At 63.3% G+C, this 19,279-nt stretch carries 19 protein-coding genes and 1 pseudogene; 15 read left to right on the top strand and 5 right to left on the bottom strand.

Features of this window, described 5'->3' with window-relative positions:
* Positions 1-106: 106 nt before the first annotated feature.
* The 6 genes from glyA (at position 107) to GJV18_RS06600 (ending at position 5,363) form a co-directional block, all read left to right on the top strand.
* A complete protein-coding gene (glyA, locus tag GJV18_RS06620; protein ID WP_160343910.1) occupies positions 107-1,360 on the top strand; it encodes a serine hydroxymethyltransferase in 1,254 nt (417 codons plus the stop codon).
* Between the two features lie 95 nt (positions 1,361-1,455).
* Positions 1,456-2,832: an L-serine ammonia-lyase gene (locus tag GJV18_RS06615; protein ID WP_160343909.1), complete on the top strand. Its 1,377-nt coding sequence runs from the start codon at positions 1,456-1,458 to the stop codon at positions 2,830-2,832.
* 70 nt (positions 2,833-2,902) lie between these two features.
* Positions 2,903-4,027 (top strand): glycine cleavage system aminomethyltransferase GcvT, encoded by a 1,125-nt coding sequence (gene gcvT, locus GJV18_RS06610; RefSeq protein ID WP_160343908.1) that lies wholly within the window; start codon positions 2,903-2,905, stop codon positions 4,025-4,027.
* Positions 4,028-4,220: 193 nt separating this feature from the next.
* Positions 4,221-4,607 carry a transporter substrate-binding domain-containing protein gene (locus GJV18_RS18625; RefSeq protein ID WP_233280077.1) on the top strand — a complete coding sequence of 129 codons (387 nt, stop codon included), beginning with the start codon at positions 4,221-4,223 and terminating at the stop codon, positions 4,605-4,607.
* Positions 4,592-4,978 (top strand): type 2 periplasmic-binding domain-containing protein, encoded by a 387-nt coding sequence (locus GJV18_RS18620; protein WP_233280076.1) that lies wholly within the window; start codon positions 4,592-4,594, stop codon positions 4,976-4,978. Before GJV18_RS18625 ends, GJV18_RS18620 begins: the two co-directional genes overlap by 16 nt.
* A gap of 178 nt (positions 4,979-5,156) precedes the next feature.
* The gene (locus tag GJV18_RS06600) at positions 5,157-5,363 is read left to right on the top strand and encodes a hypothetical protein (protein WP_160343907.1); all 207 of its coding nucleotides are present in this window, start codon (positions 5,157-5,159) and stop codon (positions 5,361-5,363) included.
* A gap of 18 nt (positions 5,364-5,381) precedes the next feature.
* On the opposite strand, the gene GJV18_RS06595 is transcribed toward GJV18_RS06600, so the two are convergent.
* A complete protein-coding gene (locus tag GJV18_RS06595) occupies positions 5,382-6,866 on the bottom strand; it encodes a helicase HerA-like domain-containing protein (protein ID WP_160343906.1) in 1,485 nt (494 codons plus the stop codon).
* Between the two features lie 129 nt (positions 6,867-6,995).
* On the opposite strand from GJV18_RS06595, the pseudogene GJV18_RS18855 reads away from it, so the two are divergent.
* Both GJV18_RS18855 and GJV18_RS18850 read left to right on the top strand, forming a co-directional pair.
* A pseudogene (locus GJV18_RS18855) lies at positions 6,996-8,015 on the top strand (HAMP domain-containing protein); the annotation flags it as partial.
* 93 nt (positions 8,016-8,108) lie between these two features.
* Positions 8,109-8,873 (top strand): methyl-accepting chemotaxis protein, encoded by a 765-nt coding sequence (locus GJV18_RS18850; protein WP_407692352.1) that lies wholly within the window; start codon positions 8,109-8,111, stop codon positions 8,871-8,873.
* Positions 8,874-8,914: 41 nt separating this feature from the next.
* Here GJV18_RS18850 and GJV18_RS06585 read toward each other — a convergent pair whose 3' ends face one another.
* The 3 genes from GJV18_RS06585 to purU are packed head-to-tail and all read right to left on the bottom strand — an operon-like array spanning position 8,915 to position 10,457.
* Positions 8,915-9,121 carry a hypothetical protein gene (locus GJV18_RS06585; protein WP_160343904.1) on the bottom strand — a complete coding sequence of 69 codons (207 nt, stop codon included), beginning with the start codon at positions 9,119-9,121 and terminating at the stop codon, positions 8,915-8,917.
* 12 nt (positions 9,122-9,133) lie between these two features.
* A complete protein-coding gene (locus GJV18_RS06580; protein ID WP_160343903.1) occupies positions 9,134-9,559 on the bottom strand; it encodes a CBS domain-containing protein in 426 nt (141 codons plus the stop codon).
* Between the two features lie 46 nt (positions 9,560-9,605).
* The gene (gene purU, locus GJV18_RS06575) at positions 9,606-10,457 is read right to left on the bottom strand and encodes a formyltetrahydrofolate deformylase (RefSeq protein ID WP_160343902.1); all 852 of its coding nucleotides are present in this window, start codon (positions 10,455-10,457) and stop codon (positions 9,606-9,608) included.
* Positions 10,458-10,735: 278 nt separating this feature from the next.
* Between purU and mvaT the strand changes: the two genes are divergently transcribed.
* Positions 10,736-11,113, top strand: coding sequence for a histone-like nucleoid-structuring protein MvaT (gene mvaT, locus GJV18_RS06570; protein WP_160343901.1), 378 nt, complete (start codon positions 10,736-10,738; stop codon positions 11,111-11,113).
* A gap of 151 nt (positions 11,114-11,264) precedes the next feature.
* Here the strand turns inward: mvaT and sbcB are convergent, their stop codons facing one another.
* The gene (gene sbcB / locus GJV18_RS06565) at positions 11,265-12,695 is read right to left on the bottom strand and encodes an exodeoxyribonuclease I (RefSeq protein WP_160343900.1); all 1,431 of its coding nucleotides are present in this window, start codon (positions 12,693-12,695) and stop codon (positions 11,265-11,267) included.
* Positions 12,696-12,841: 146 nt separating this feature from the next.
* Between sbcB and GJV18_RS06560 the strand changes: the two genes are divergently transcribed.
* From GJV18_RS06560 to GJV18_RS06535, 6 genes are all read left to right on the top strand, one after another.
* On the top strand, positions 12,842-13,600 hold the full coding sequence (locus GJV18_RS06560) for a DUF975 family protein (protein WP_160343899.1): 759 nt from the start codon (positions 12,842-12,844) through the stop codon (positions 13,598-13,600).
* Positions 13,601-13,685: 85 nt separating this feature from the next.
* On the top strand, positions 13,686-14,399 hold the full coding sequence (locus GJV18_RS06555) for an RDD family protein (RefSeq protein WP_160343898.1): 714 nt from the start codon (positions 13,686-13,688) through the stop codon (positions 14,397-14,399).
* On the top strand, positions 14,396-15,376 hold the full coding sequence (locus GJV18_RS06550; RefSeq protein ID WP_160343897.1) for a stage II sporulation protein M: 981 nt from the start codon (positions 14,396-14,398) through the stop codon (positions 15,374-15,376). Before GJV18_RS06555 ends, GJV18_RS06550 begins: the two co-directional genes overlap by 4 nt.
* Positions 15,363-16,937: a DUF4129 domain-containing protein gene (locus GJV18_RS06545; protein WP_160343896.1), complete on the top strand. Its 1,575-nt coding sequence runs from the start codon at positions 15,363-15,365 to the stop codon at positions 16,935-16,937. The genes GJV18_RS06550 and GJV18_RS06545 overlap by 14 nt, the downstream gene beginning before the upstream one ends.
* The gene (locus tag GJV18_RS06540) at positions 16,934-18,145 is read left to right on the top strand and encodes a DUF4350 domain-containing protein (protein ID WP_160343895.1); all 1,212 of its coding nucleotides are present in this window, start codon (positions 16,934-16,936) and stop codon (positions 18,143-18,145) included. The genes GJV18_RS06545 and GJV18_RS06540 overlap by 4 nt, the downstream gene beginning before the upstream one ends.
* Positions 18,142-19,269 carry an AAA family ATPase gene (locus GJV18_RS06535; RefSeq protein WP_160343894.1) on the top strand — a complete coding sequence of 376 codons (1,128 nt, stop codon included), beginning with the start codon at positions 18,142-18,144 and terminating at the stop codon, positions 19,267-19,269. The genes GJV18_RS06540 and GJV18_RS06535 overlap by 4 nt, the downstream gene beginning before the upstream one ends.
* Positions 19,270-19,279 lie beyond the last annotated feature (10 nt).

The raw sequence follows: 19,279 nt of genomic DNA, 5'->3' as shown, positions 1-19,279 counted from the left end.
CCCCGAAGGGGAGAGGGAATGGTTCAGCTTCACCCCAGAATTTCGACTAACCCCTACCCGGGGCGGGTCAGTTGCATCCCTATAAAACAATAAAGAGGGCCTCACCATGTTCAGCAAGCACGATCAACTGCAAGGTTATGACGATGCCCTGCTCGCTGCGATCAACGCCGAAGAGCAGCGCCAGGAAGACCATATCGAGCTGATTGCCTCGGAAAACTACTGCAGCCAGCGGGTGATGCAGGCCCAGGGCAGCGGCCTGACCAACAAGTACGCCGAAGGCTATCCGGGCAAGCGTTACTACGGTGGTTGTGAGCATGTGGATGTGGTCGAGGCCCTGGCCATCGAGCGCGCCAAGGCCCTGTTCGGCGCCGACTACGCCAACGTACAGCCGCACTCCGGCTCCTCGGCCAACTCGGCTGTATATCTCGCCCTGTTGCAAGCCGGCGATACCATCCTGGGCATGAGCCTGGCCCACGGCGGCCACCTGACCCACGGTGCCAAGGTGTCGTCCTCGGGCAAGCTGTACAACGCCGTGCAGTACGGCATCGACGCGAACGGCCTGATCGATTATGCCGAGGTCGAGCGTCTGGCCCTCGAACACAAACCGAAGATGATCGTTGCCGGTTTTTCCGCCTATTCGCGCACCCTGGATTTCGCCCGTTTCCGTGAAATTGCCGACAAGGTTGGCGCCTACCTGTTCGTCGATATGGCCCACGTCGCCGGCCTGGTCGCGGCAGGGCTGTATCCCAATCCGCTGCCCTTTGCCGATGTGGTGACCACCACCACCCACAAGACCCTGCGCGGCCCGCGTGGCGGCCTGATCCTGGCCAAGGCCAATGAAGAGATCGAGAAGAAGCTCAACTCTGCCGTGTTCCCCGGCAGCCAGGGCGGCCCGCTGATGCATGTGATCGCGGCCAAGGCGGTATGCTTCAAGGAGGCGCTGGAGCCAGGCTTCAAGACCTACCAGCAGCAGGTCATCGACAACGCCCGGGCCATGGCCGAGGTCTTTGTCGCTCGCGGCTATGACGTGGTCTCCGGCGGTACCGACAACCACCTGATGCTGATCAGCCTGGTCAAGCAGGGCCTGACCGGCAAGGCCGCCGACGCCGCCCTGGGCGCAGCGCATATCACGGTGAACAAGAACGCCGTGCCCAATGACCCGCAGTCGCCCTTTGTCACCTCCGGCATCCGTATCGGCACCCCGGCCGTCACCACCCGCGGCTTCAAGCAGGGCGAGTGCCGCACCCTGGCCGGCTGGATCTGCGACATCCTCGATGAGCTGAACAACCCGGCCGTGATCGAGCGTGTTCGCGGTCAGGTGGCCGATCTATGTGCCACCTTCCCGGTCTACGCTGTCTAAAACGGCTGCACATATTGCCCAGACCGGCACGGCTATCCGCCGTGCCGCACAGAGGCTGCCCCACAAGGGCGGCCGCACCAGACACCGGAGACAGCATGTCACTTAGCGTTTTTGATCTCTTCAAGATCGGTATCGGCCCCTCCAGCTCGCACACGGTGGGCCCCATGCTGGCCGCCCTGCGCTTTGCCGACGGCCTGCGCCGCGATGATCTACTGGCCGCCACCGATTCACTGAAGGTTGAGCTGTACGGCTCGCTCGGTGCCACCGGCAAGGGCCACGGCAGCGACACCGCCGTGCTGCTGGGCCTGGAGGGTGAACAGCCGGACCTGGTCGACACCACGTCGGTACCGGCGCGCCTGGAACAGATCCGCAGCAGCGGCCAGCTCAATCTGCTCGGCGAAAAGACCATCCGTTTCGTCGAGAAGCAGCATCTGGCCCTGATCCGCAAGCCCCTGACCTTTCACCCCAACGGCATGATCTTCCGCGCCTTCGACGCCGCCGGCTTGCAGATCCGTTCGCGCGAGTACTACTCAGTGGGTGGCGGCTTTGTGGTGGATGAACAGGCCGCAGGCGCCGACCGCATTGTAGAAGACCAGACCCCCCTGACCTACCCCTTCAAGACCGCCAAGCAGCTGCTGGCGCATTGCGCCGAGCACAAGCTGTCGATCAGCCAGCTGATGCTGAGCAACGAGGCCGCCTGGCGCCCAGAAGCCGAAACCCGCGCCGGCCTGCTGCGCATCTGGCAGGTGATGCAGGACTGCGTCGAAGCCGGCTGCCAGAATGAAGGCATCATGCCCGGCGGGCTCAAGGTCAAGCGCCGCGCCGCCAGCCTGCATCGCCAGCTCAGCCGCCACCCCGAAGCCAGCCTGCGCGACCCGCTGACGGTGATGGACTGGGTCAACCTCTATGCCCTGGCGGTCAACGAGGAAAATGCCAGCGGCGGCCGGGTGGTCACCGCACCCACCAACGGCGCGGCCGGTATCGTGCCGGCGGTACTGCACTACTACAGCCGCTTCGTCCCCGGTGCAACCGAGGATGGCGTGGTGCGTTTTCTGCTCACTGCCGCCGCCATCGGCATCCTGTACAAGGAAAACGCCTCTATCTCCGGCGCCGAAGTCGGCTGCCAGGGCGAGGTGGGCGTGGCCTGTTCCATGGCCGCCGGCGCCCTGTGCGAGGTCATGGGTGGCAGCGTGCAACAGGTGGAAAACGCCGCCGAAATCGGCATGGAACACAACCTTGGCCTGACCTGCGACCCCATCGGCGGCCTGGTGCAGGTGCCCTGCATCGAGCGCAATGCCATGGGCTCGGTCAAGGCCATCAACGCCGCACGCATGGCCCTGCGTGGCGACGGCCAGCACTTCGTATCCCTGGACAAGGTGATCCGCACCATGCGCCAGACCGGCGCCGATATGAACAACAAGTACAAGGAAACCGCTCGTGGCGGCCTGGCCGTCAATATCATCGAGTGCTGATTTGTAGGGTGCGCCATGCGCACCATCGCTTCTCAACCGGTGCGCACGGCGCACCCTACAGGAAACCGCAATGACCACTGAAACCCTGGCAAAAACCCCGCTGCATGCCCTGCATATCGAACTGGGCGCCCGTATGGTGCCGTTCGCCGGCTATGACATGCCGGTGCAGTATCCCCTGGGCGTGATGAAGGAGCATCTGCACACCCGCGACGCCGCCGGCCTGTTCGATGTCTCGCACATGGGCCAGATCGTCCTGCGTGGCGAACACGCCGCCCGCGCCCTGGAAACCCTGGTACCGGTGGACATCATCGACCTGCCGGTGGGCATGCAGCGCTACGCCATGTTCACCGATGACAACGGCGGCATTCTCGATGACCTGATGGTGGCCAACCTGGGCAACGACACCCTGTTCCTGGTGGTCAACGCCGCCTGCAAGGACCAGGACCTGGCCCACCTGCAAAAACATATTGGCAGCCAGTGCGAGATCGAAAGCCTGTTCGAAGCCCGCGCACTGTTGGCGTTGCAAGGCCCGAAAGCCGTCGACGTGCTGGCGCGCCTGGCCCCGGAAGTCGCCAAGATGACCTTTATGCAGTTCGCCCCCGTGCGTCTGCTGGGTGTGGACTGCTTCGTCAGCCGCTCCGGCTACACCGGCGAGGACGGCTTCGAGATCTCGGTGCCGGCCGAGCACGCCGAAACCCTGGCCCGCAGCCTGCTGGCCGAGCCGGAAGTCGAGGCCATTGGCCTGGGTGCCCGCGATTCCCTGCGCCTGGAGGCCGGCCTGTGCCTGTACGGCCATGACATGAGCACCGCCACCACACCGATCGAAGCCAGCCTGCTCTGGGCCATTTCCAAGGCCCGCCGCCTGGACGGCCTGCGCGCCGGCAACTTCCCCGGGGCCGGGCGCATCTTCGAACAGCAACGCGATGGCGTTGCCAGCAAGCGTGTCGGCCTGCTGCCCCAGGAGCGCGTGCCGGTACGTGAGGGTGCGGAAATCGTCGACGCCGACGGCACTGTGATCGGCACGGTGTGCAGCGGCGGCTTTGGCCCGACCCTGGGCGCGCCGGTGGCCATGGGTTATGTACAGAGCGCCTTCGTCGCAGTCGACACCCCGGTATGGGCCATGGTGCGCGGCAAGCGCGTGGCCATGAAAGTGGCCAAGACCCCCTTTGTGCCGCAGCGTTACTACCGCGGCTAAGCCCCGCAGCCGGAGCGCGTACAAGGCGCGCTCCGGCAATGCCACCAAGACCATCACAGCTGACAATTGCACCCGTGCCGTGGCACTTATGCCGCTGGCGCATTACTGATCGTCCTGTTACTAATAGCGGCAACTGGCCATAAGCTGACATCTAGGCCAGCTTCTTGCCGATAGCAGTCTTAGGGAATGAGTGATGCTGATCCGTAGTCTCTGGCTGGCCCTGTGCCTGTCGCTGGCATTGCCTGATGCGCGGGCCGAGACGCTGCACTTTGTCACCGAAGAATTCCCGCCTTTTACCTTCTCCCGCGGTGCCCATGTCGGCGGCGCCATCACCGAAGTGGCTCAGGCCGTCTGCGCCCACCTCAGTTACGACTGCAGCTTTGCAGTGTTTCCGTGGCGGCGTTCATTGCAACTGGCCGAAGACGGCTTGGTGGATGGCATTTTCACCGTTATCGACTCACCGGCCCGGCAGCAGGCTTTCCATATCACCCCCATGATCGTGACCTCGCGCTATGACGTGTACAGCCTGCGCGGCAATGAATTCGACTATCGCCAGCCCAGCGCATGCACGGCAAGGTGATTGGCGTGTATGGCCCCTCCGGCACCTCCTTCGTGCTCGGCGAACTGCTCAAGGGAGTGAAGGATGTGCAGATCCAGATGACCACCAACAATGAGCGCCTGATGCTGATGCTCAACGCTGGGCGCTTCGGTCGCGATGGCCTGGTGGTGCTCAACAGCGACGTGGCGCGCCACCTGACCACCCACAACGCCTCCTATCGGGTGCGCCGTGCGGGGCATCTGGCGGAGATTTCCTATGGCATCGGTTTCTCGCGCAAGAAGGTCAGCCAAGCGCAATTTGCAGCCTTCGCCCAGGGCCTGCGGCAACTGACCGAACAGGGCAGGATTGCCGCCATCCTGCAAACCCATGGCCTTAAACCGGCCGAGCACTAGCCCAGGCGCCGCAAAGCGAGACAGCACAGGCGCAAACGTTCTAGTATTGCCTCCGGCCGACCACGGCCCAGAAGAACAGGCGCCCCAGCGCCACACGGGATAGACCGGAACAGCGAGGCCAACGACGGTGTGCCTTGCGTTGTCACCCGACCACCATTGAAGACCCAAGGGTAACTCTGTGACGAAAGATGAACTGCGCGCCGAACTCGAGCGCCAGGCGCAACGTTACAAGGATGTATACGGCGGGGAAGTGATCACCTACGCCGCTCAACCGGACCCCGAGCGCAAGCCATGGCGCAAGAAAGCCAACCTGCTGGACCAGGCCTTTAGCCAGGAACTTGAGCGCATCGCCAAAGACCTGGGGAGCAAGGTCAGCCTGGACTGACCTCAGCCTGGCGCAGGATTAGCGCCCCTTGCCACCCAGCAACGAGCCGAGCAAGCCGCGCACCAGCTGCCGCCCCAACTGATTGGCAGCCTGGCGCACGGCACTCTTGATGACCTGCCCAGCCAGGCCGCCAAGCATATCGCCTGCGGCGCTGGCCATGCCCCCTGCCCCCTTGCTTGGCGGTTGTTGTGCCTGCTGCTGGGTAACGGCCTGTGCCGCCCGGGCATTGAGCAGCTCATAGGCTGATTCGCGATCGATGGCCTTGTCATAGCGACCGCGCAGTGGCGATTGTTGAATCAAGGCGACACGCTCGGCCTCACTCAGCGGGCCGATGCGCGACTGCGGCGGGGCAATGGCCACGCGCTGCACCATGGCCGGCGTGCCCTTGTCCTCCAGGGTTCCGACCAGCGCCTCGCCAATGCCCAGCTCGGTCAGGGTGGCCAGGCTGTCGATGGCCGGATTGGGCCGAAAGCCATCGGCGACCGCGCGCAGGGCCTTCTGCTCGCGCGCGGTAAAGGCGCGCAGGCCGTGCTGGATACGCAACCCCAACTGGGCCAGCACCGCATCCGGCAGGTCACTGGGCGACTGGGTGACGAAATACACCCCCACGCCTTTCGAGCGGATCAGCCTTACGACCTGTTCCAGTCGTTCCTGCAGAGCCTTGGGCGTGTCATTGAAGAGCAAATGCGCCTCATCGAAGAACAGCGCCAGGATCGGCTTGTCGGCATCGCCGCGCTCGGGCAACTGCTCGAACAGCTCGGCCAGCAGCCAGAGCAGGAAGGTGGCATAGACCTTGGGCGCCTCATGCACCAGGCGGGTGGCGTCGAGCAGATGGATACGCCCACGACCGTCGGCGGCCGGGTGCAGCAAGTCCTCCAGCTGCAAGGCCGGCTCGCCGAAGAAAGCCTCGATGCCTTGCTGCTCCAGCACCGCCAGCTTGCGCAGCAAGGCCTGGGACGACTGGCTGGTAAACAGCGCGCTGTCCTGGCCAAGCACCTCGGGATGACTCTTGAGGTGGGCCAGCAGGGCTTTCAGATCCTTCACATCGAGCAGCAACAGGCCTTCACGATCCGCCACCTTGAATGCGGCATAGAGCGCCGCCTGCTGGCTGTCGGTCAATTCCATTAGCGCCCCCAGCAACAGCGGCCCCATCTCGCTCAGGGTGGTGCGCAGCGGATGGCCGCTCTGCCCATGGATATCCCACAGCGTCAGTGGATAGGCCTGGGGCTGGTGCGCCAGCCAGGGCATGCTGGCAATACGCTCGGCCACCTTGCCCTGGGGCGTGCCGACCGCACCGAGGCCGCACAGATCACCCTTGACGTCGGCGGCGAATACCGCCACGCCGGCATCGCTGAAGCTCTCGATCAGGCGCTGCAGGGTCACCGTCTTGCCAGTGCCGGTCGCCCCCGCGATCAGGCCATGGCGATTGCCCAGACGCAGGGCCTGGGCCACGGCTGAACCCTGGGGATCGGCCCCAAGAATGAACTGCTGCGTTGCTAGCATCTTGCCTTCCCTCTGGTTAAAGCTTTACTGCAATTATGCCGACATACTCATCAAGCTCGACACACCGAGCGCCATGCCTGCCAACCCTGGCACAAGACTGGGGTCAGACCTTACCGGACGCAAGAAGCCATGCTCAATAATCTGAAGTTCAGCCACAAGATCCTCCTCGCCGCTTCTGCGGTGGTGGTCGCCGCCTTTGCCCTGTTCACCCTGTACAACGATTACCTGCAGCGCAATGCCATTCGCGCCGATCTGGAAAGCTATCTGCACGAAATGGGCGATGTCACCGCCAGCAACATCCAGAACTGGCTGTCGGGGCGCATCCTGCTGGTGGAAAGCGCGACCCAATCCATCACCCGCAACCCGGAAAGCGATCAGGTGGTGGGGCTGCTGGAACAGAAGGCCCTGCTCTCGACTTTCGATTACAGCTACCTGGGCAGCAGCGACGGCAGCTTCACCATGCGTCCGGCGGACGACATGCCGGAAGGCTACGACCCGCGTACACGCCCCTGGTACAAGGATGCCGTGGCCGCCGGCGGCACGACCCTGACCGAGCCCTATGTCGATGCGGCCACCGGTAACCTGATCATCACCATTGCCACCCCAGCCGGCAGCGCCGGTGTGGTAGGTGGCGACCTGAGCCTCAACACCCTGGTAGAGATCATCAACTCCCTGGATTTCGGCGGCATCGGCTATGCCTTTCTGGTTAGCGCCGACGGCAAGATCCTGGTGCACCCGGATCGCGAACTGGTGATGAAGAGCCTCGCCGAAGCCTTTCCGCAGAACACGCCGCGTATCGGCAGTGAGTTCAGTGAAGTCGACGTCGCCGGCGACACACGCATTTTCACCTTTGCTCCAGTCGAAGGCCTGCCCTCGGTCAACTGGCATGTGGGCCTGTCGGTGGACAAGGCCAAGGCATACAAAATGCTCAGCGACTTCCGTGCCTCGGCCCTGGTCGCCATCATCATCGCGGTGGTACTGATCGTCCTGCTGCTGAGCATGCTGATCGCCGTGCTGATGAAGCCGCTGCGGGTGATGGGCAAGGCCATGGAAGATATTGCCCAGGGTGAAGGGGACCTGACCAAGCGCCTGACCATCCAGTCCAACGACGAATTCGGCCAGCTGGCCAGTGCCTTCAACCGCTTCGTCGAGCGTATCCATGGCTCGATCCGCGAAGTGTCTTCAGCCACCAGCCAGGTCAACGAAGTGGCCAAGCTGGTTCTGGGGGCCTCCAACTCCTCCATGCTCAACTCCGACGAACAGGCCAGCCGCACCAACAGCGTGGCCGCCGCCATCAATCAGCTGGGCGCCGCCGCCCAGGAGATCGCCCGCAACGCCGCCGACGCCTCGACCCAGGCTTCCGATGCCCGCGGGCAGGCCGAGGATGGCCGCCAGGTGGTGGAAAAGACCATTGCCGCGATGAACGAGCTGTCCAGCAAGATCAGCGCCTCGTGCAGCAATATCGAGGTACTGAACAGCAAGACGGTGAACATCGGGCAGATCCTTGAGGTGATCAAGAGCATTTCCCAGCAGACCAACCTGCTGGCCCTCAACGCGGCCATCGAAGCCGCCCGCGCCGGTGAAGCCGGCCGGGGTTTCGCCGTGGTCGCCGACGAGGTGCGCAACCTGGCTCACCGCACCCAGGAGTCGGCTCAGGAAATCGAGAAGATGATCGAAGAGCTGCAGGTCGGCTCCAATGAAGCGGTCAGCACCATGACCGAAAGCCAGCGTTACAGCGAAGACAGTGTGGTGATCGCCAACCAGGCTGGCGAACGGCTCAGCAGTGTGACTCAGCGCATCGGCGAAATCGACGGCATGAACCAGTCGGTGGCCACTGCCACCGAAGAGCAGACCTCGGTGATCGAGGCGTTGAACATGGATATCACCGAGATCAACACCCTCAACCAGGAAGGTGTGGAAAACCTCAACGCCACCCTGCGCGCCTGCGCCGACCTGGAGGCCCAGGCCATGCGCCTCAAGCAGCTGGTAGACAGCTTCCGCATCTAAACGCGGATCAAGCAAAAGGGGCGCCGCGGCGCCCCTTTTGCTTATTGACCTTCGGTTTTATCGATGGGTGGCGATGCAGCTTCGATCGCTGCGTCTTGCTCAGCCTGCAAACGTTTCCACAGGGCCGCCGCATCGGCAAACTCAGTGCCATGCTCAGGCCCCATGGCCTCGGGGTCGAAGCGGCGGGTGCAGCCCTCTCCGAGCGTGGGCGTCGGCTTGGCTGCACCACGCGCCAGTGGGTCACTCATGGCAGTCAGCGCTCAACTCAGTACCAGCTGGCCTTCATCATGCTGGGCAAACTCCTTGACCGCACGCAGCACATCGCTGCGACTGATCTGCCCGACCAGACGACCATCCTCCACCACCGGCAGACGGCGACGGCGGCCACGCAGGAACTTCTCGGACACCTCGATGATATCGGCCTCAGGCGAAATCACTTCCACCTCGGTGGTCATATAGGCACTGACATCGCCCCCGGCGGACTCGTAGTAGGCTCCGGAAAGAATCCCGCGCAGGCAGTCGCCCTCCGACAGCAGCCCGACCAGATGACCCTGGGCATCGACCACCGGCGCACCGGAAATGCGATGTTCCAGCAAGCGGTTGATGGCGGTGAACAGATTCATTTCCGGCTTGAAGGTCACCAGATTGCGGGTCATGTAAGCACGCACTTTGATCGACTTGAGCATCAGCAGACTCCTTAAGTCTTGCACCAGATCGATGCACGCAAGCAGATCAGTCGAACACCACCGTCTTGTTATCGTGCACCAGTACCCTGTCTTCTAAGTGATAGCGTAATCCACGGGACAACACCATCTTTTCCACGTCTTTGCCCAGGCGCACCATTTCCTCGACACTGTCGCGGTGACTGACACGCACTACATCCTGTTCGATGATCGGCCCCGCATCCAGCTCCTGGGTCACATAGTGCGAGGTTGCGCCTATCAGTTTGACCCCGCGCAGGGAGGCCTGGTGATAAGGCTTGGCGCCGACGAAGGACGGCAGGAAGCTGTGATGGATATTGATCACCCGCTGGGCATATTCCTCACAGAGTGGTGCCGGGAGAATCTGCATATATCGCGCCAGCACTATGGCATCGGCCCGATGTTCACGTACCAGGCGCGCCACTTCATCGAAGGCAGCCTGTTTGTCCTGAGGGTTTACCGGCACATGGAAATAGGGGATGCCGTGCCACTCGACCATGCTGCGCAGGTCGTCATGGTTGGAGATGACGCAGGGAATGTCGCAATCCAGTTCGTCGCTGTGCCAGCGGTGCAGCAAGTCGGCCAGGCAGTGGGACTCGCGACTGGCCATCAGCACCACGCGTTTTTTCACCGCAGAATCGGTGACCCGCCACTCCATGGAAAACTCCCGGGCGATGGGCGCGAAGGCTTGGCGAAAACCTTCCAGATCAAACGGCAGGGAGTCGGCACGGATTTCATGGCGCATAAAGAACCAGCCACTCTGATTATCCGAGTGGTGACTCGCCTCGGTAATCCAGCCGTTGTAGGTGGCCAGAAAGTTACTGACCTTGGCCACGATACCGACCCGATCCGGGCAGGCAATAACCAGTCGAAACGTACGCATGCAAAACCCCGACGCTCATATAAAGCTGGGCATTCTAGCCATAGCGGGGGAAAACTTCAGCAGCTGTCTAGGGCACTCCCCGGGTATGGGCCAGATATGCATCCGGGCCATGTAATTAAACATTGGCGTGTCTGTGCAGCCTTTACATATTTATCGACCGACAACCTTATACATACTTCCGGGCAAAAACTTCTCATCGCAGGTTTACTTAGTATTAGTGCCTGACTATTATCAGCTCACTTAATCCGTACATTCACGCTTGATTCAAGGTAAACACCATGTCGCTGATCAACGAATACCGCGCCACCGAAGAAGCCATCAAGGAACTGCAAGAGCGCCTGAAAAATCTCTCGCAGGATGACAAGCTGAAGAAAGAACTGGAATTCGAAGGCAAACTGCGCGCCCTGATGGCGGAATATCAGAAGTCCCTGCGCGATATCATTGCCATGATTGACCCGGACGCCAAGAATGCCAAAGCCACTCGCGCCGCCGCCAAACCGGCCGGCAGCAAGCGTGCTCGCAAAGTTAAGCAGTACAAGAACCCCAATACCGGCGAAGTGATTGAAACCAAGGGCGGCAATCACAAGACCCTGAAAGAGTGGAAAGCCAAGTGGGGCGGCGACGTGGTAGAAGGTTGGGCAACCCTGCTGGGCTAATTATCCGCCTGCGCCAAGCCTGAATAAAAAAACGCCAGCCATGCTGGCGTTTTTTATGGCCATTGCACAGCAATCAGATGGGCTGGCGCTGCGCCCCACATAGGCAGGCCATCACAACAGCCCATGGCCCACTCTAGTTGCGCCGCGGATATCAAAGCCCATAACGCAGACGCAATTGCCCCGCATGCTCGCGCCAGGCCTGCAGCAGGGTCTGTTGCGTCGGCGCCAACCCGGGCAACACGTCAGCCATGGACTGGTCAAACTGTGCCAGGGTCAGCGGGGCGCCCCACTCGGACTCAGTCAGGCGCTGCTTGCAGAACAATTGCCAGCGCAGCTGCTCTTCAGCATTTAACGACTGAGGATAATTACGCGCCCGATAACGGAACAACAGTTCCGGCAAACGCTGATCATCGAATGGCCAACTGCCTTGGGCCAGCTCCGTTATCTCGGCACGCCGCACTTGTTCGCACAGACGGCGATCACGATCGCCAATAAATCCGTCATACAACTGCTGCTCAGGATCGACACCGGGCGCAAAACTTTCCTCGGCGTACAGCTGCTGCAGTTTGTCCTGCCACTGATTTTGCGCCAGACGCAACTGATTGGCGCGAGATTGATACAGCGGCATATCCAAGTTCAGCCGCTGATTATCGGCCTCGCGCAATACACTCAACGGCGCCACTACCGGACAGCGATTGATATGCAGCAATTTCAGCGGCACAGGCAGTTCGCCCTGGGTCAATTGCTCGCGGCGCGTGTATAAACGTCGCTGCAAGGTCGCGGCATCTTCCTCAAGCAGAGACGTTATATCGCTGTGCAGATCGCAGACAATCAGGGCATTGCGATTACGCGGATGCCAGGCCAGGGGCAGCACCACACCCAGATAATGCCGCACGCCGGCAAAACGCCCGGATATATGTACCAGCGGCTGTAATAAACGAACCTGATCCAATACCCGTTGCTTACTGCGCAGCTGATAGAGGTAGTCATAGAGTTTCGGCTGTTTGCTGCGCAGCAGCCGCGCCAGGGCGATGGTGGCGCGCACGTCGGAGAGGGCGTCGTGGGCCTGGCCATGCTCGATGTCATTGGCCTGGGTCAGGCGCTCCAGCTTGAGACTGACGCGGCCATCTTCCTCGGGCCAGTTGATGCCCTCCGGACGCAGGGCATAGGCGGTGCGAAGCAGATCAATCAGATCCCAGCGACTGTTGCCGCCCTGCCACTCCCGGGCATAGGGATCGAAGAAGTTGCGATACAGGCTGTAGCGCGTCACCTCGTCATCGAAACGCAGGCTGTTGTAGCCCACCGTGCAGGTCCCCGGCAGCGCCAGCTGGGCATGCACCCGGGCCATGAATTCGGCCTCATCCAGACCTTTTTCGGCCAGTATCTGCGGGGTGATCCCGGTAACCAGACAGGCCGCCGGATGGGGCAGGATGTCATCGCTGGGACGGCAATAGATATTCAGTGGTTCGCCGATTTCGTTGAGCTGCTCGTCGGTACGAATACCGGCCACCTGCAACGGGCGATCGCGACGCGGGTCAATGCCGGTGGTTTCGTAGTCATACCAGAATAGGCTGGAGGTCACTTCTTCATCCTGTGATTGGGCCCCGGGCAGTCTAAGCGCTCAGGCAGAATATGCGCCAGCGCACGCTCTGCACGGCGCAGCTTGTCGCCTGCGGCAGCTGGCACTAGAGTGATAGCCCGTTCCCACTCTCGAACAAGGATGCCGCCATGAGTGACGCCAGCACCAACCCCTACGCTGCCCCGACCAGTACCCTGCAGATCGATCACGATCACAGCCAGGCTCCCAGCATCGAGGAGGCCCTGAGTCGTGGTTACGATTTCCGCATCGGCGACTTGCTCAATGAGTCCTGGCAGCGGGTCAAGGGCACCAAGGGCATCGTCATCGGCGGCTTTCTGGTGTTCTACGTGGTGATGATGGCCGCCTCCTTTGCCTTGGGTGGCGTTTTCGGTTTGCTCGGCCTGGCCGGCGGCGACTCAATACTCAGCGTGATCACCGAACTGGTGGTCGGCATGGTCGCATCGGCCCTGGCCTACCCCTTTATGGCCGGGCTGAACATGATCGGCATCCGCCGCGCCGCCGACCAGCCCATCAGTTTCAATGAGGTGTTCGCCCACTTTGGTCGCACCGTGCCGATCCTGATCACGGCGCTGCTCAGCACCCTGCTGGTCTATATCGGCTTCCTGCTGCTGGTCATCCCCGGTCTGTACCTGGCCATCGCCTATATGCTGGCCATTCCCCTGGTGGTGGAGCGCGGGCTGTCCCCATGGGAGGCCATGGAGGCCTCGCGCAAGGCCATTACCCAGCACTGGTTCAAGGTGTTCGGCCTGTTCCTGCTGCTGGCCCTGATCGGCGTGCTGAGCATGATCCCCCTGGGCATCGGCCTGGTCTGGACCCTGCCGCTGTTCGTCATTGCCATCGGCGTACTCTATCGCACCATCTTCGGTGTATTGCCCGCACCGCAGTAATACTCCGCTACGGGGCACTCGGTGCCCCGGTTGCTTCCCCGCCTGATGCTGGCTAGCATCGGGCTTTCCTCGATGCAGTGCGCCGATGTTCTCCAGCCCTCCCCGCCATGCCTGCCCGCCCCTGGATACCCGCTATCAGGTGGAGACACCTGAAGGTATCGATCTACAGCTGCGCCCGGCCGGCCTGATTCCCAGGGCGCTGGCCTTTGCCATCGACCTGGCCATACGCGGCTTGCTGCTGGGCCTGGGCTATCTGTTGCTGGCCCTGCTCGGTCAATTCGGCATGGGCCTGGCGAGCATTCTCACGTTTCTGCTGACCTGGTGGTATATGGTGCTGTTCGAGGTGCTTAACCAGGGCCGCTCCCCGGGCAAGCAGATGATGGGGCTGCGGGTGATCCACGATGACGGTACGCCGATCGGTTGGGCCGCTTCGCTGACCCGTAACCTGCTGCGCTTTGTCGATATCCTGCCGTTTGCCTATGCCCTGGGCATCCTCAGCTGCCTGTGCCATTCCAGCTTCAAGCGCCTGGGCGATATCGCCGCCGGCACCCTGGTGGTCTACCGCGACCAGCCCCCCGCCGCGCCGCAACTGGCCGATGCCGCGCCACTACGCGCCCCCTTCGCCATGAGCCTGAACGAACAGCGCGCCCTGCTCGGTTTTGCCGAGCGGGCAGGACAACTGTCCGCGCCGCGGCGCCAGGAACTGGCGGCCATCCTGGCCGAACCTCTGCAGGTGCCGGCGGCCGAGGCCGAGCAGCGGATCAACGGCATTGCCCGCGGCTTGTTGGGGCCCACATGAAGCAGAGCCAGTTCGAACAACAGCATCAGGCGCAATGGCAGGCCTTCTCCGCCCAGCTCGCGGCCCTGCACAGCGGCAAGGCCAGTGCCGAGCAGGCCCGCAGTTTTGCTGCCGACTACCGGCGCCTGTGCCAGCAGCTGGCGCTGGCCGAGAGCCGTGGCTACAGCAGCCACCTGATCGAGCAGCTGCAACAACTGGCCATGGCCGGGCATCAGCAGTTCTATCGCCATCGCAGCCCTATCGGCGGCCAGTTGCTGGGCTTTGTCCTGGCCGGTTTTCCGCGTCTGGTGCGCGCCGAGTGGCGTTTTGTCCTGGCCGGCATGCTGTTGTTCTTTGGCAGCCTGCTGGGCACGGGCCTGCTGGTCTACCTCAATCCGGAGCTGATCTACAGCATCATGGCCAGCGACCAGGTGGCGCAGATGGAGCAGATGTACGATCCCGATGCCCGTCGCCTGGGCCGTTTCGGCGAACGCGACTCGGGGGACGACTGGCTGATGTTCGGTTTCTACATCATGAACAATATCGGTATCGCCTTTCAGACCTTTGCCAGCGGCCTGCTGCTGGGCCTGGGCAGCCTGTTCTTCCTGCTGTTCAACGGCCTGACCATTGGTGCGGTGGCCGGCCACCTGACCCGCATCGGCCATGGCGAGCCGTTCTGGTCGTTCGTCATCGGCCATGGCTCCTTCGAACTGACGGCCATCGCCCTGGCCGGTGCCGCTGGCCTCAAGCTGGGCTGGGCGCTGCTGGTGCCTGGCCGCCTGCGCCGCGGCGAAGCCCTGCGCCTGGCGGCCGCAAAAGCAGTGCGCCTGATCGGCGGGGTGGTGGTGTTCCTTCTGCTGGCGGCCTTTGTCGAAGCCTACTGGTCGTCCATGACCCTGGTCGGCCCCCAGGTCAAATACCTGGTGGGCGCGGCCTTGTGGCTGCTGGTGCTGGCCTACCTGCTGCTGGCCGGACGAGGTGCCCATGCGCCTGACTGATGCCAGCGTGGCGATTCGCCCGCGCAGCGCCTGGGAGGCGATGGACCTGGGTGTACTGCTGGCGCGCCGCCACGCCGGCCTGCTGATGGCCAGCTGGGCGCTGCTGACCCTGCCGCTGTTCGGCCTGCTGTGCCTGCTGCTGTGGCAGTACCCGGGCTGGGCGATCCTGCTGTTCTGGTGGCTCAAGCCACTCTACGAAAGGCTGCCGCTGTATATCCTCTCCCATGCCCTGTTCGGCGCCACCCCCAGTCTCAAACAGGCATTCAAGGCCTTGCCCGGCCTGCTCAAGCCGCAGCTGCTGGCCAGCCTGACCTGGCGCCGCCTGAGCCCCACGCGCAGCTTCGACTTGCCGGTGCTGCAGCTCGAAGGCTTGGCCGGCAAGGCGCGCAACCAGCGGCTGACCGTGCTTGGCCAGCGCGATGCCGGCGGTGCCAGCTGGCTGACCCTGGTCGGCGTGCACCTGGAGATGGCGCTGTGGATCGGCCTGGCCGCCCTGCTCTACCTGTTGCTGCCGCAGCAGATCGAACTGGACTGGAGCTGGGCCAGCCTGGTGGATGCCGCATCCGGCAAGTGGCTGTGGCTGGAACACCTGTCCAACCTGCTGTATGTGCTGATCCTGATCATCTGGGAGCCGATCTACGTCGCCTGCGGCTTTACCCTCTATCTGAACCGGCGCACCGCTCTGGAAGCCTGGGATATCGAGCTGGTATTTCGCCAGTTGCGCCAACGCCTCACCGGGGTGGCCTATGCAATGCTGCTGGGCCTGGGCCTGTTGTTTGCCCAGCTGCCGAACAGCGTCATGGCCGCCGAGGCCACCGGCAGCAGCTGCCCGCTGCCAGATCCCTTCGGCCCCCAGGCCGAACGTCTGCTCAACCAGCCCCTGAACAGCCAGGCGGCGCAGGAGCAGATCAGCCTGCTGCTCGACCAACCGCCCTTTGAGCACAAGGAAAGCGTGACCCGCTGGCGCTTCGCCGAGGAGGCCGAGGAACCCAGCGAGGAAGATATCCAGGCCTGGACGGAGCTGATCGAGAAACTGCTCAAGCTGGCCGAGGGCTGGTCGTCGGCCAGCACCCTGGCGCTGATCTTTGAAGCCTTGCTCTGGGCCGCCCTGCTGGGCTTGATCGCCTGGCTGCTATGGCGCTATCGCGAGTGGCTGGCCACCTTCGCCGGCCGCCTGCAACTGCCCCAGCGCCGACCACCGCCCGCGCCCACCCAGCTGTTCGGCCTGGAAGTCAGCCCCGAAAGTCTGCCGGACGATATCCCCAGCGCAGTGCAGCAACTCTGGGATGAGCAGCCACGGGCCGCCCTCGGCCTGCTCTACCGCGCCCTGCTCAGCCATCTGCTGCACCAGTGCCGCCTGGCCCTGAAAAGCGCCCACACCGAGGCCGAAGTCCTGAGCCTGATCGAGCCGTTGCAGCACGTCGAACTGAGCCGCTACAGCGCCGAGCTGACCCGGCACTGGCAGAACCTCGCCTACGGTCACCGCCTGCCGCCAGCGGCGCTCAAGGATCAGCTGTGCAGCCAGTGGCGTCAGCTGTTCGGCCAGGAGGCGCACCCATGAGTCGCCGGACCCGTGTCCTGCTCGGTGTGCTGCTGGCCCTGGCCCTGATCGCCCTCGGCCTGCACCTGCTCAATCGTCTGGAGCCCTACGAAGAGACCCTCAAGCATGGCCCCAGCCCCGAAGCCCGGGCCAACCCCTACCTGGCTGCCGAACACTTTCTACGCCAGCAGGGCCTGAATGTGCAGCGCAGCGACGGCCTGCAGGTGCTGCGCGAACTGCCCAGCCCGGGCCAGACCCTGCTGCTGCTCGGCAGTCGCCGGCAAATGACCCCGCGCCAGGCCGAACGCCTGATGCAATGGACCGCCGCCGGCGGTCATCTGCTGTTCGTCGCCGAGCGCCTATGGGATGAAGAGGAAGGCAAGAGCGGCGATCTGCTGCTGGATCTGCTGAATATCCAGCAGTACCGCAGCGAGGATCTGGCGGATTTTCTTGAAGAAGACGAAGAGGCTGAGGCTGAGGCTGAGGCTGAACCAGATTCGCCCGCCCCCCTGGCGCAGCGCTACCCCAATCTCACTCAGCTCTATCTGGAGAACGAAGAAGCGCCGGCCTATATCCGCTTCGACACCGACTACCACCTCTATGATGCCGACAACCGCGCTCACGCCTGGGCCAACAGCGGCGAAGCCACCCACCTGCTGCAGCTCTACCATGGCGACGGCCTGATCAGCGTGCTCAGCGACAGCGAGATCTGGCAGAACAACCGCATTGGCAAGTTCGACCATGCCTGGCTGCTCTGGTACATGACCCAGGACAGCGACGTGACCCTGGTTCACCGCGCCGATAATGACAGCCTGCTCAGCCTGCTGCTGCGTCATTTCCCCGAAGCCCTGACGGCACTGGCCCTGCTTCTGCTAGCCGGCCTGTGGCACCTGGGCCAGCGTCAGGGGCCGTTGCAGCAGCCGGCCAGTCGCCAGCGCCGCTCTCTGCAGGAACACCTGCGCGCCAGCGCCGACTTTCTCCTCCGTCACGCCGGCCAACCCAGCCTGTTGATCAGGCTGCAGCAGGATATCCAGCGCCGCGCCCGCCATCGTCACCCCGGCTTCGAACGCCTCGGCGTGGCCGAACAATGGCAGGTGCTCAGCCGTTTGAGCCGCCAGCCCAGCAGCTTTATCAGCCAGGCCATGCGCCCACCGACCCGACAACGCCTGCGCAGCGCCGACTTCACCCGCCAGGTCGCCAACCTGCAAACCATCAGGAATGCCCTATGAGCGAACAGATCCCCGAACAAGCGGACAACAACGCCAGCGACAGCCCGGCGCACAGCCCGGCCAACAGCACTACACAAGCACCGCTCGCCAGCGAAGCCACACCCGCACCCGAAGCCGCGCCGACCAGCGAGGCTCCGGCCGTAGCCGCACCTAATGCCGCCAATACCCAGCGCCAGCGCGCCAGCCAGCTGGCCCAGGCCCTGCGCGGCGAACTGCAGAAGGCCCTGATCGGGCAGAACGCGGTAATCGACGACGTGCTCTGCGCCCTGATCGCCGGTGGCCATGTGCTGGTCGAAGGGGTGCCCGGCCTGGGCAAGACCCTGCTGGTACGCGCCCTGGCCCGCTGTTTCGGCGGTGAATTCGCGCGCATCCAGTTCACCCCGGACCTGATGCCCAGCGATGTCACCGGTCATGCCGTGTACGACATGCAGAGCGAGCAGTTCAAGCTGCGCAAGGGCCCGGTGTTTACCAACCTGCTGCTGGCCGACGAAATCAACCGCGCCCCGGCCAAGACCCAGGCCGCCCTGCTGGAAGTGATGCAGGAGCGCCAGGTGACCCTGGAAGGCCGCGCCCTCAACGTACCGCAGCCCTTTATGGTGTTGGCCACCCAGAACCCCATCGAGCAGGAAGGCACCTACCCGCTGCCCGAGGCCGAGCTGGATCGCTTTATGCTCAAGCTGCGCATGGATTACCCGGAGCAGGACGAGGAGCTGCTGATGGTGCGCCAGGTGGCACGCTCCAGCCGCGCCGACATGCTCGACGTCACTCCACTGCGCACCCTGCTGCAGGCCCGCGACGTGTTGGCCCTGCAAAAAATTGCCAGCGACCTGCCGATTGATGAGCAGGTGCTCGACTACGCCGTGCGCATCGCCCGTGCCACCCGCAGCTGGCCGGGCCTGGCCATGGGCGCCGGCCCCCGCGCCTCGATCGCCCTGGTGCGCTGTGGCCGCGCCCGCGCCCTGCTGCGTGGCGGCGACTTCGTCCTGCCCGACGATATCAAGGGCTGCGCCCTGGCCGTACTGCGCCATCGCGTGCGCCTGGCCCCGGAGCTGGATATCGAGGGGCTGGACGCCGATCAGGTGCTGCAACAGCTGCTCGACCAGGTTCCGGCACCGCGCCTATGAGCCCAATCTG

It is taken from the genome of Pseudomonas xionganensis, from assembly GCF_009763245.1.
In the GTDB taxonomy this organism is placed as follows: Bacteria; Pseudomonadota; Gammaproteobacteria; order Pseudomonadales; family Pseudomonadaceae; genus Aquipseudomonas; species Aquipseudomonas xionganensis.
This window is presented reverse-complemented; position numbering and strand designations above follow the sequence as displayed.

Bases quoted from the DNA above. Each gene is read 5' to 3' on its own strand.
- glyA (WP_160343910.1), top strand. From the start codon at position 107: ATGTTCAGCAAGCACGATCAACTGCAAGGTTATGACGATGCCCTGCTC.
- GJV18_RS06615 (WP_160343909.1), top strand. From the start codon at position 1,456: ATGTCACTTAGCGTTTTTGATCTCTTCAAGATCGGTATCGGCCCCTCC.
- gcvT (WP_160343908.1), top strand. From the start codon at position 2,903: ATGACCACTGAAACCCTGGCAAAAACCCCGCTGCATGCCCTGCATATC.
- GJV18_RS18625 (WP_233280077.1), top strand. From the start codon at position 4,221: ATGCTGATCCGTAGTCTCTGGCTGGCCCTGTGCCTGTCGCTGGCATTG.
- GJV18_RS18620 (WP_233280076.1), top strand. From the start codon at position 4,592: ATGCACGGCAAGGTGATTGGCGTGTATGGCCCCTCCGGCACCTCCTTC.
- GJV18_RS06595 (WP_160343906.1), bottom strand. From the start codon at position 6,866: ATGCTAGCAACGCAGCAGTTCATTCTTGGGGCCGATCCCCAGGGTTCA.
- GJV18_RS18850 (WP_407692352.1), top strand. From the start codon at position 8,109: ATGCTCAACTCCGACGAACAGGCCAGCCGCACCAACAGCGTGGCCGCC.
- GJV18_RS06585 (WP_160343904.1), bottom strand. From the start codon at position 9,121: ATGAGTGACCCACTGGCGCGTGGTGCAGCCAAGCCGACGCCCACGCTC.
- GJV18_RS06580 (WP_160343903.1), bottom strand. From the start codon at position 9,559: ATGCTCAAGTCGATCAAAGTGCGTGCTTACATGACCCGCAATCTGGTG.
- purU (WP_160343902.1), bottom strand. From the start codon at position 10,457: ATGCGTACGTTTCGACTGGTTATTGCCTGCCCGGATCGGGTCGGTATC.
- mvaT (WP_160343901.1), top strand. From the start codon at position 10,736: ATGTCGCTGATCAACGAATACCGCGCCACCGAAGAAGCCATCAAGGAA.
- GJV18_RS06560 (WP_160343899.1), top strand. From the start codon at position 12,842: ATGAGTGACGCCAGCACCAACCCCTACGCTGCCCCGACCAGTACCCTG.
- GJV18_RS06555 (WP_160343898.1), top strand. From the start codon at position 13,686: ATGTTCTCCAGCCCTCCCCGCCATGCCTGCCCGCCCCTGGATACCCGC.
- GJV18_RS06550 (WP_160343897.1), top strand. From the start codon at position 14,396: ATGAAGCAGAGCCAGTTCGAACAACAGCATCAGGCGCAATGGCAGGCC.
- GJV18_RS06545 (WP_160343896.1), top strand. From the start codon at position 15,363: ATGCGCCTGACTGATGCCAGCGTGGCGATTCGCCCGCGCAGCGCCTGG.
- GJV18_RS06540 (WP_160343895.1), top strand. From the start codon at position 16,934: ATGAGTCGCCGGACCCGTGTCCTGCTCGGTGTGCTGCTGGCCCTGGCC.
- GJV18_RS06535 (WP_160343894.1), top strand. From the start codon at position 18,142: ATGAGCGAACAGATCCCCGAACAAGCGGACAACAACGCCAGCGACAGC.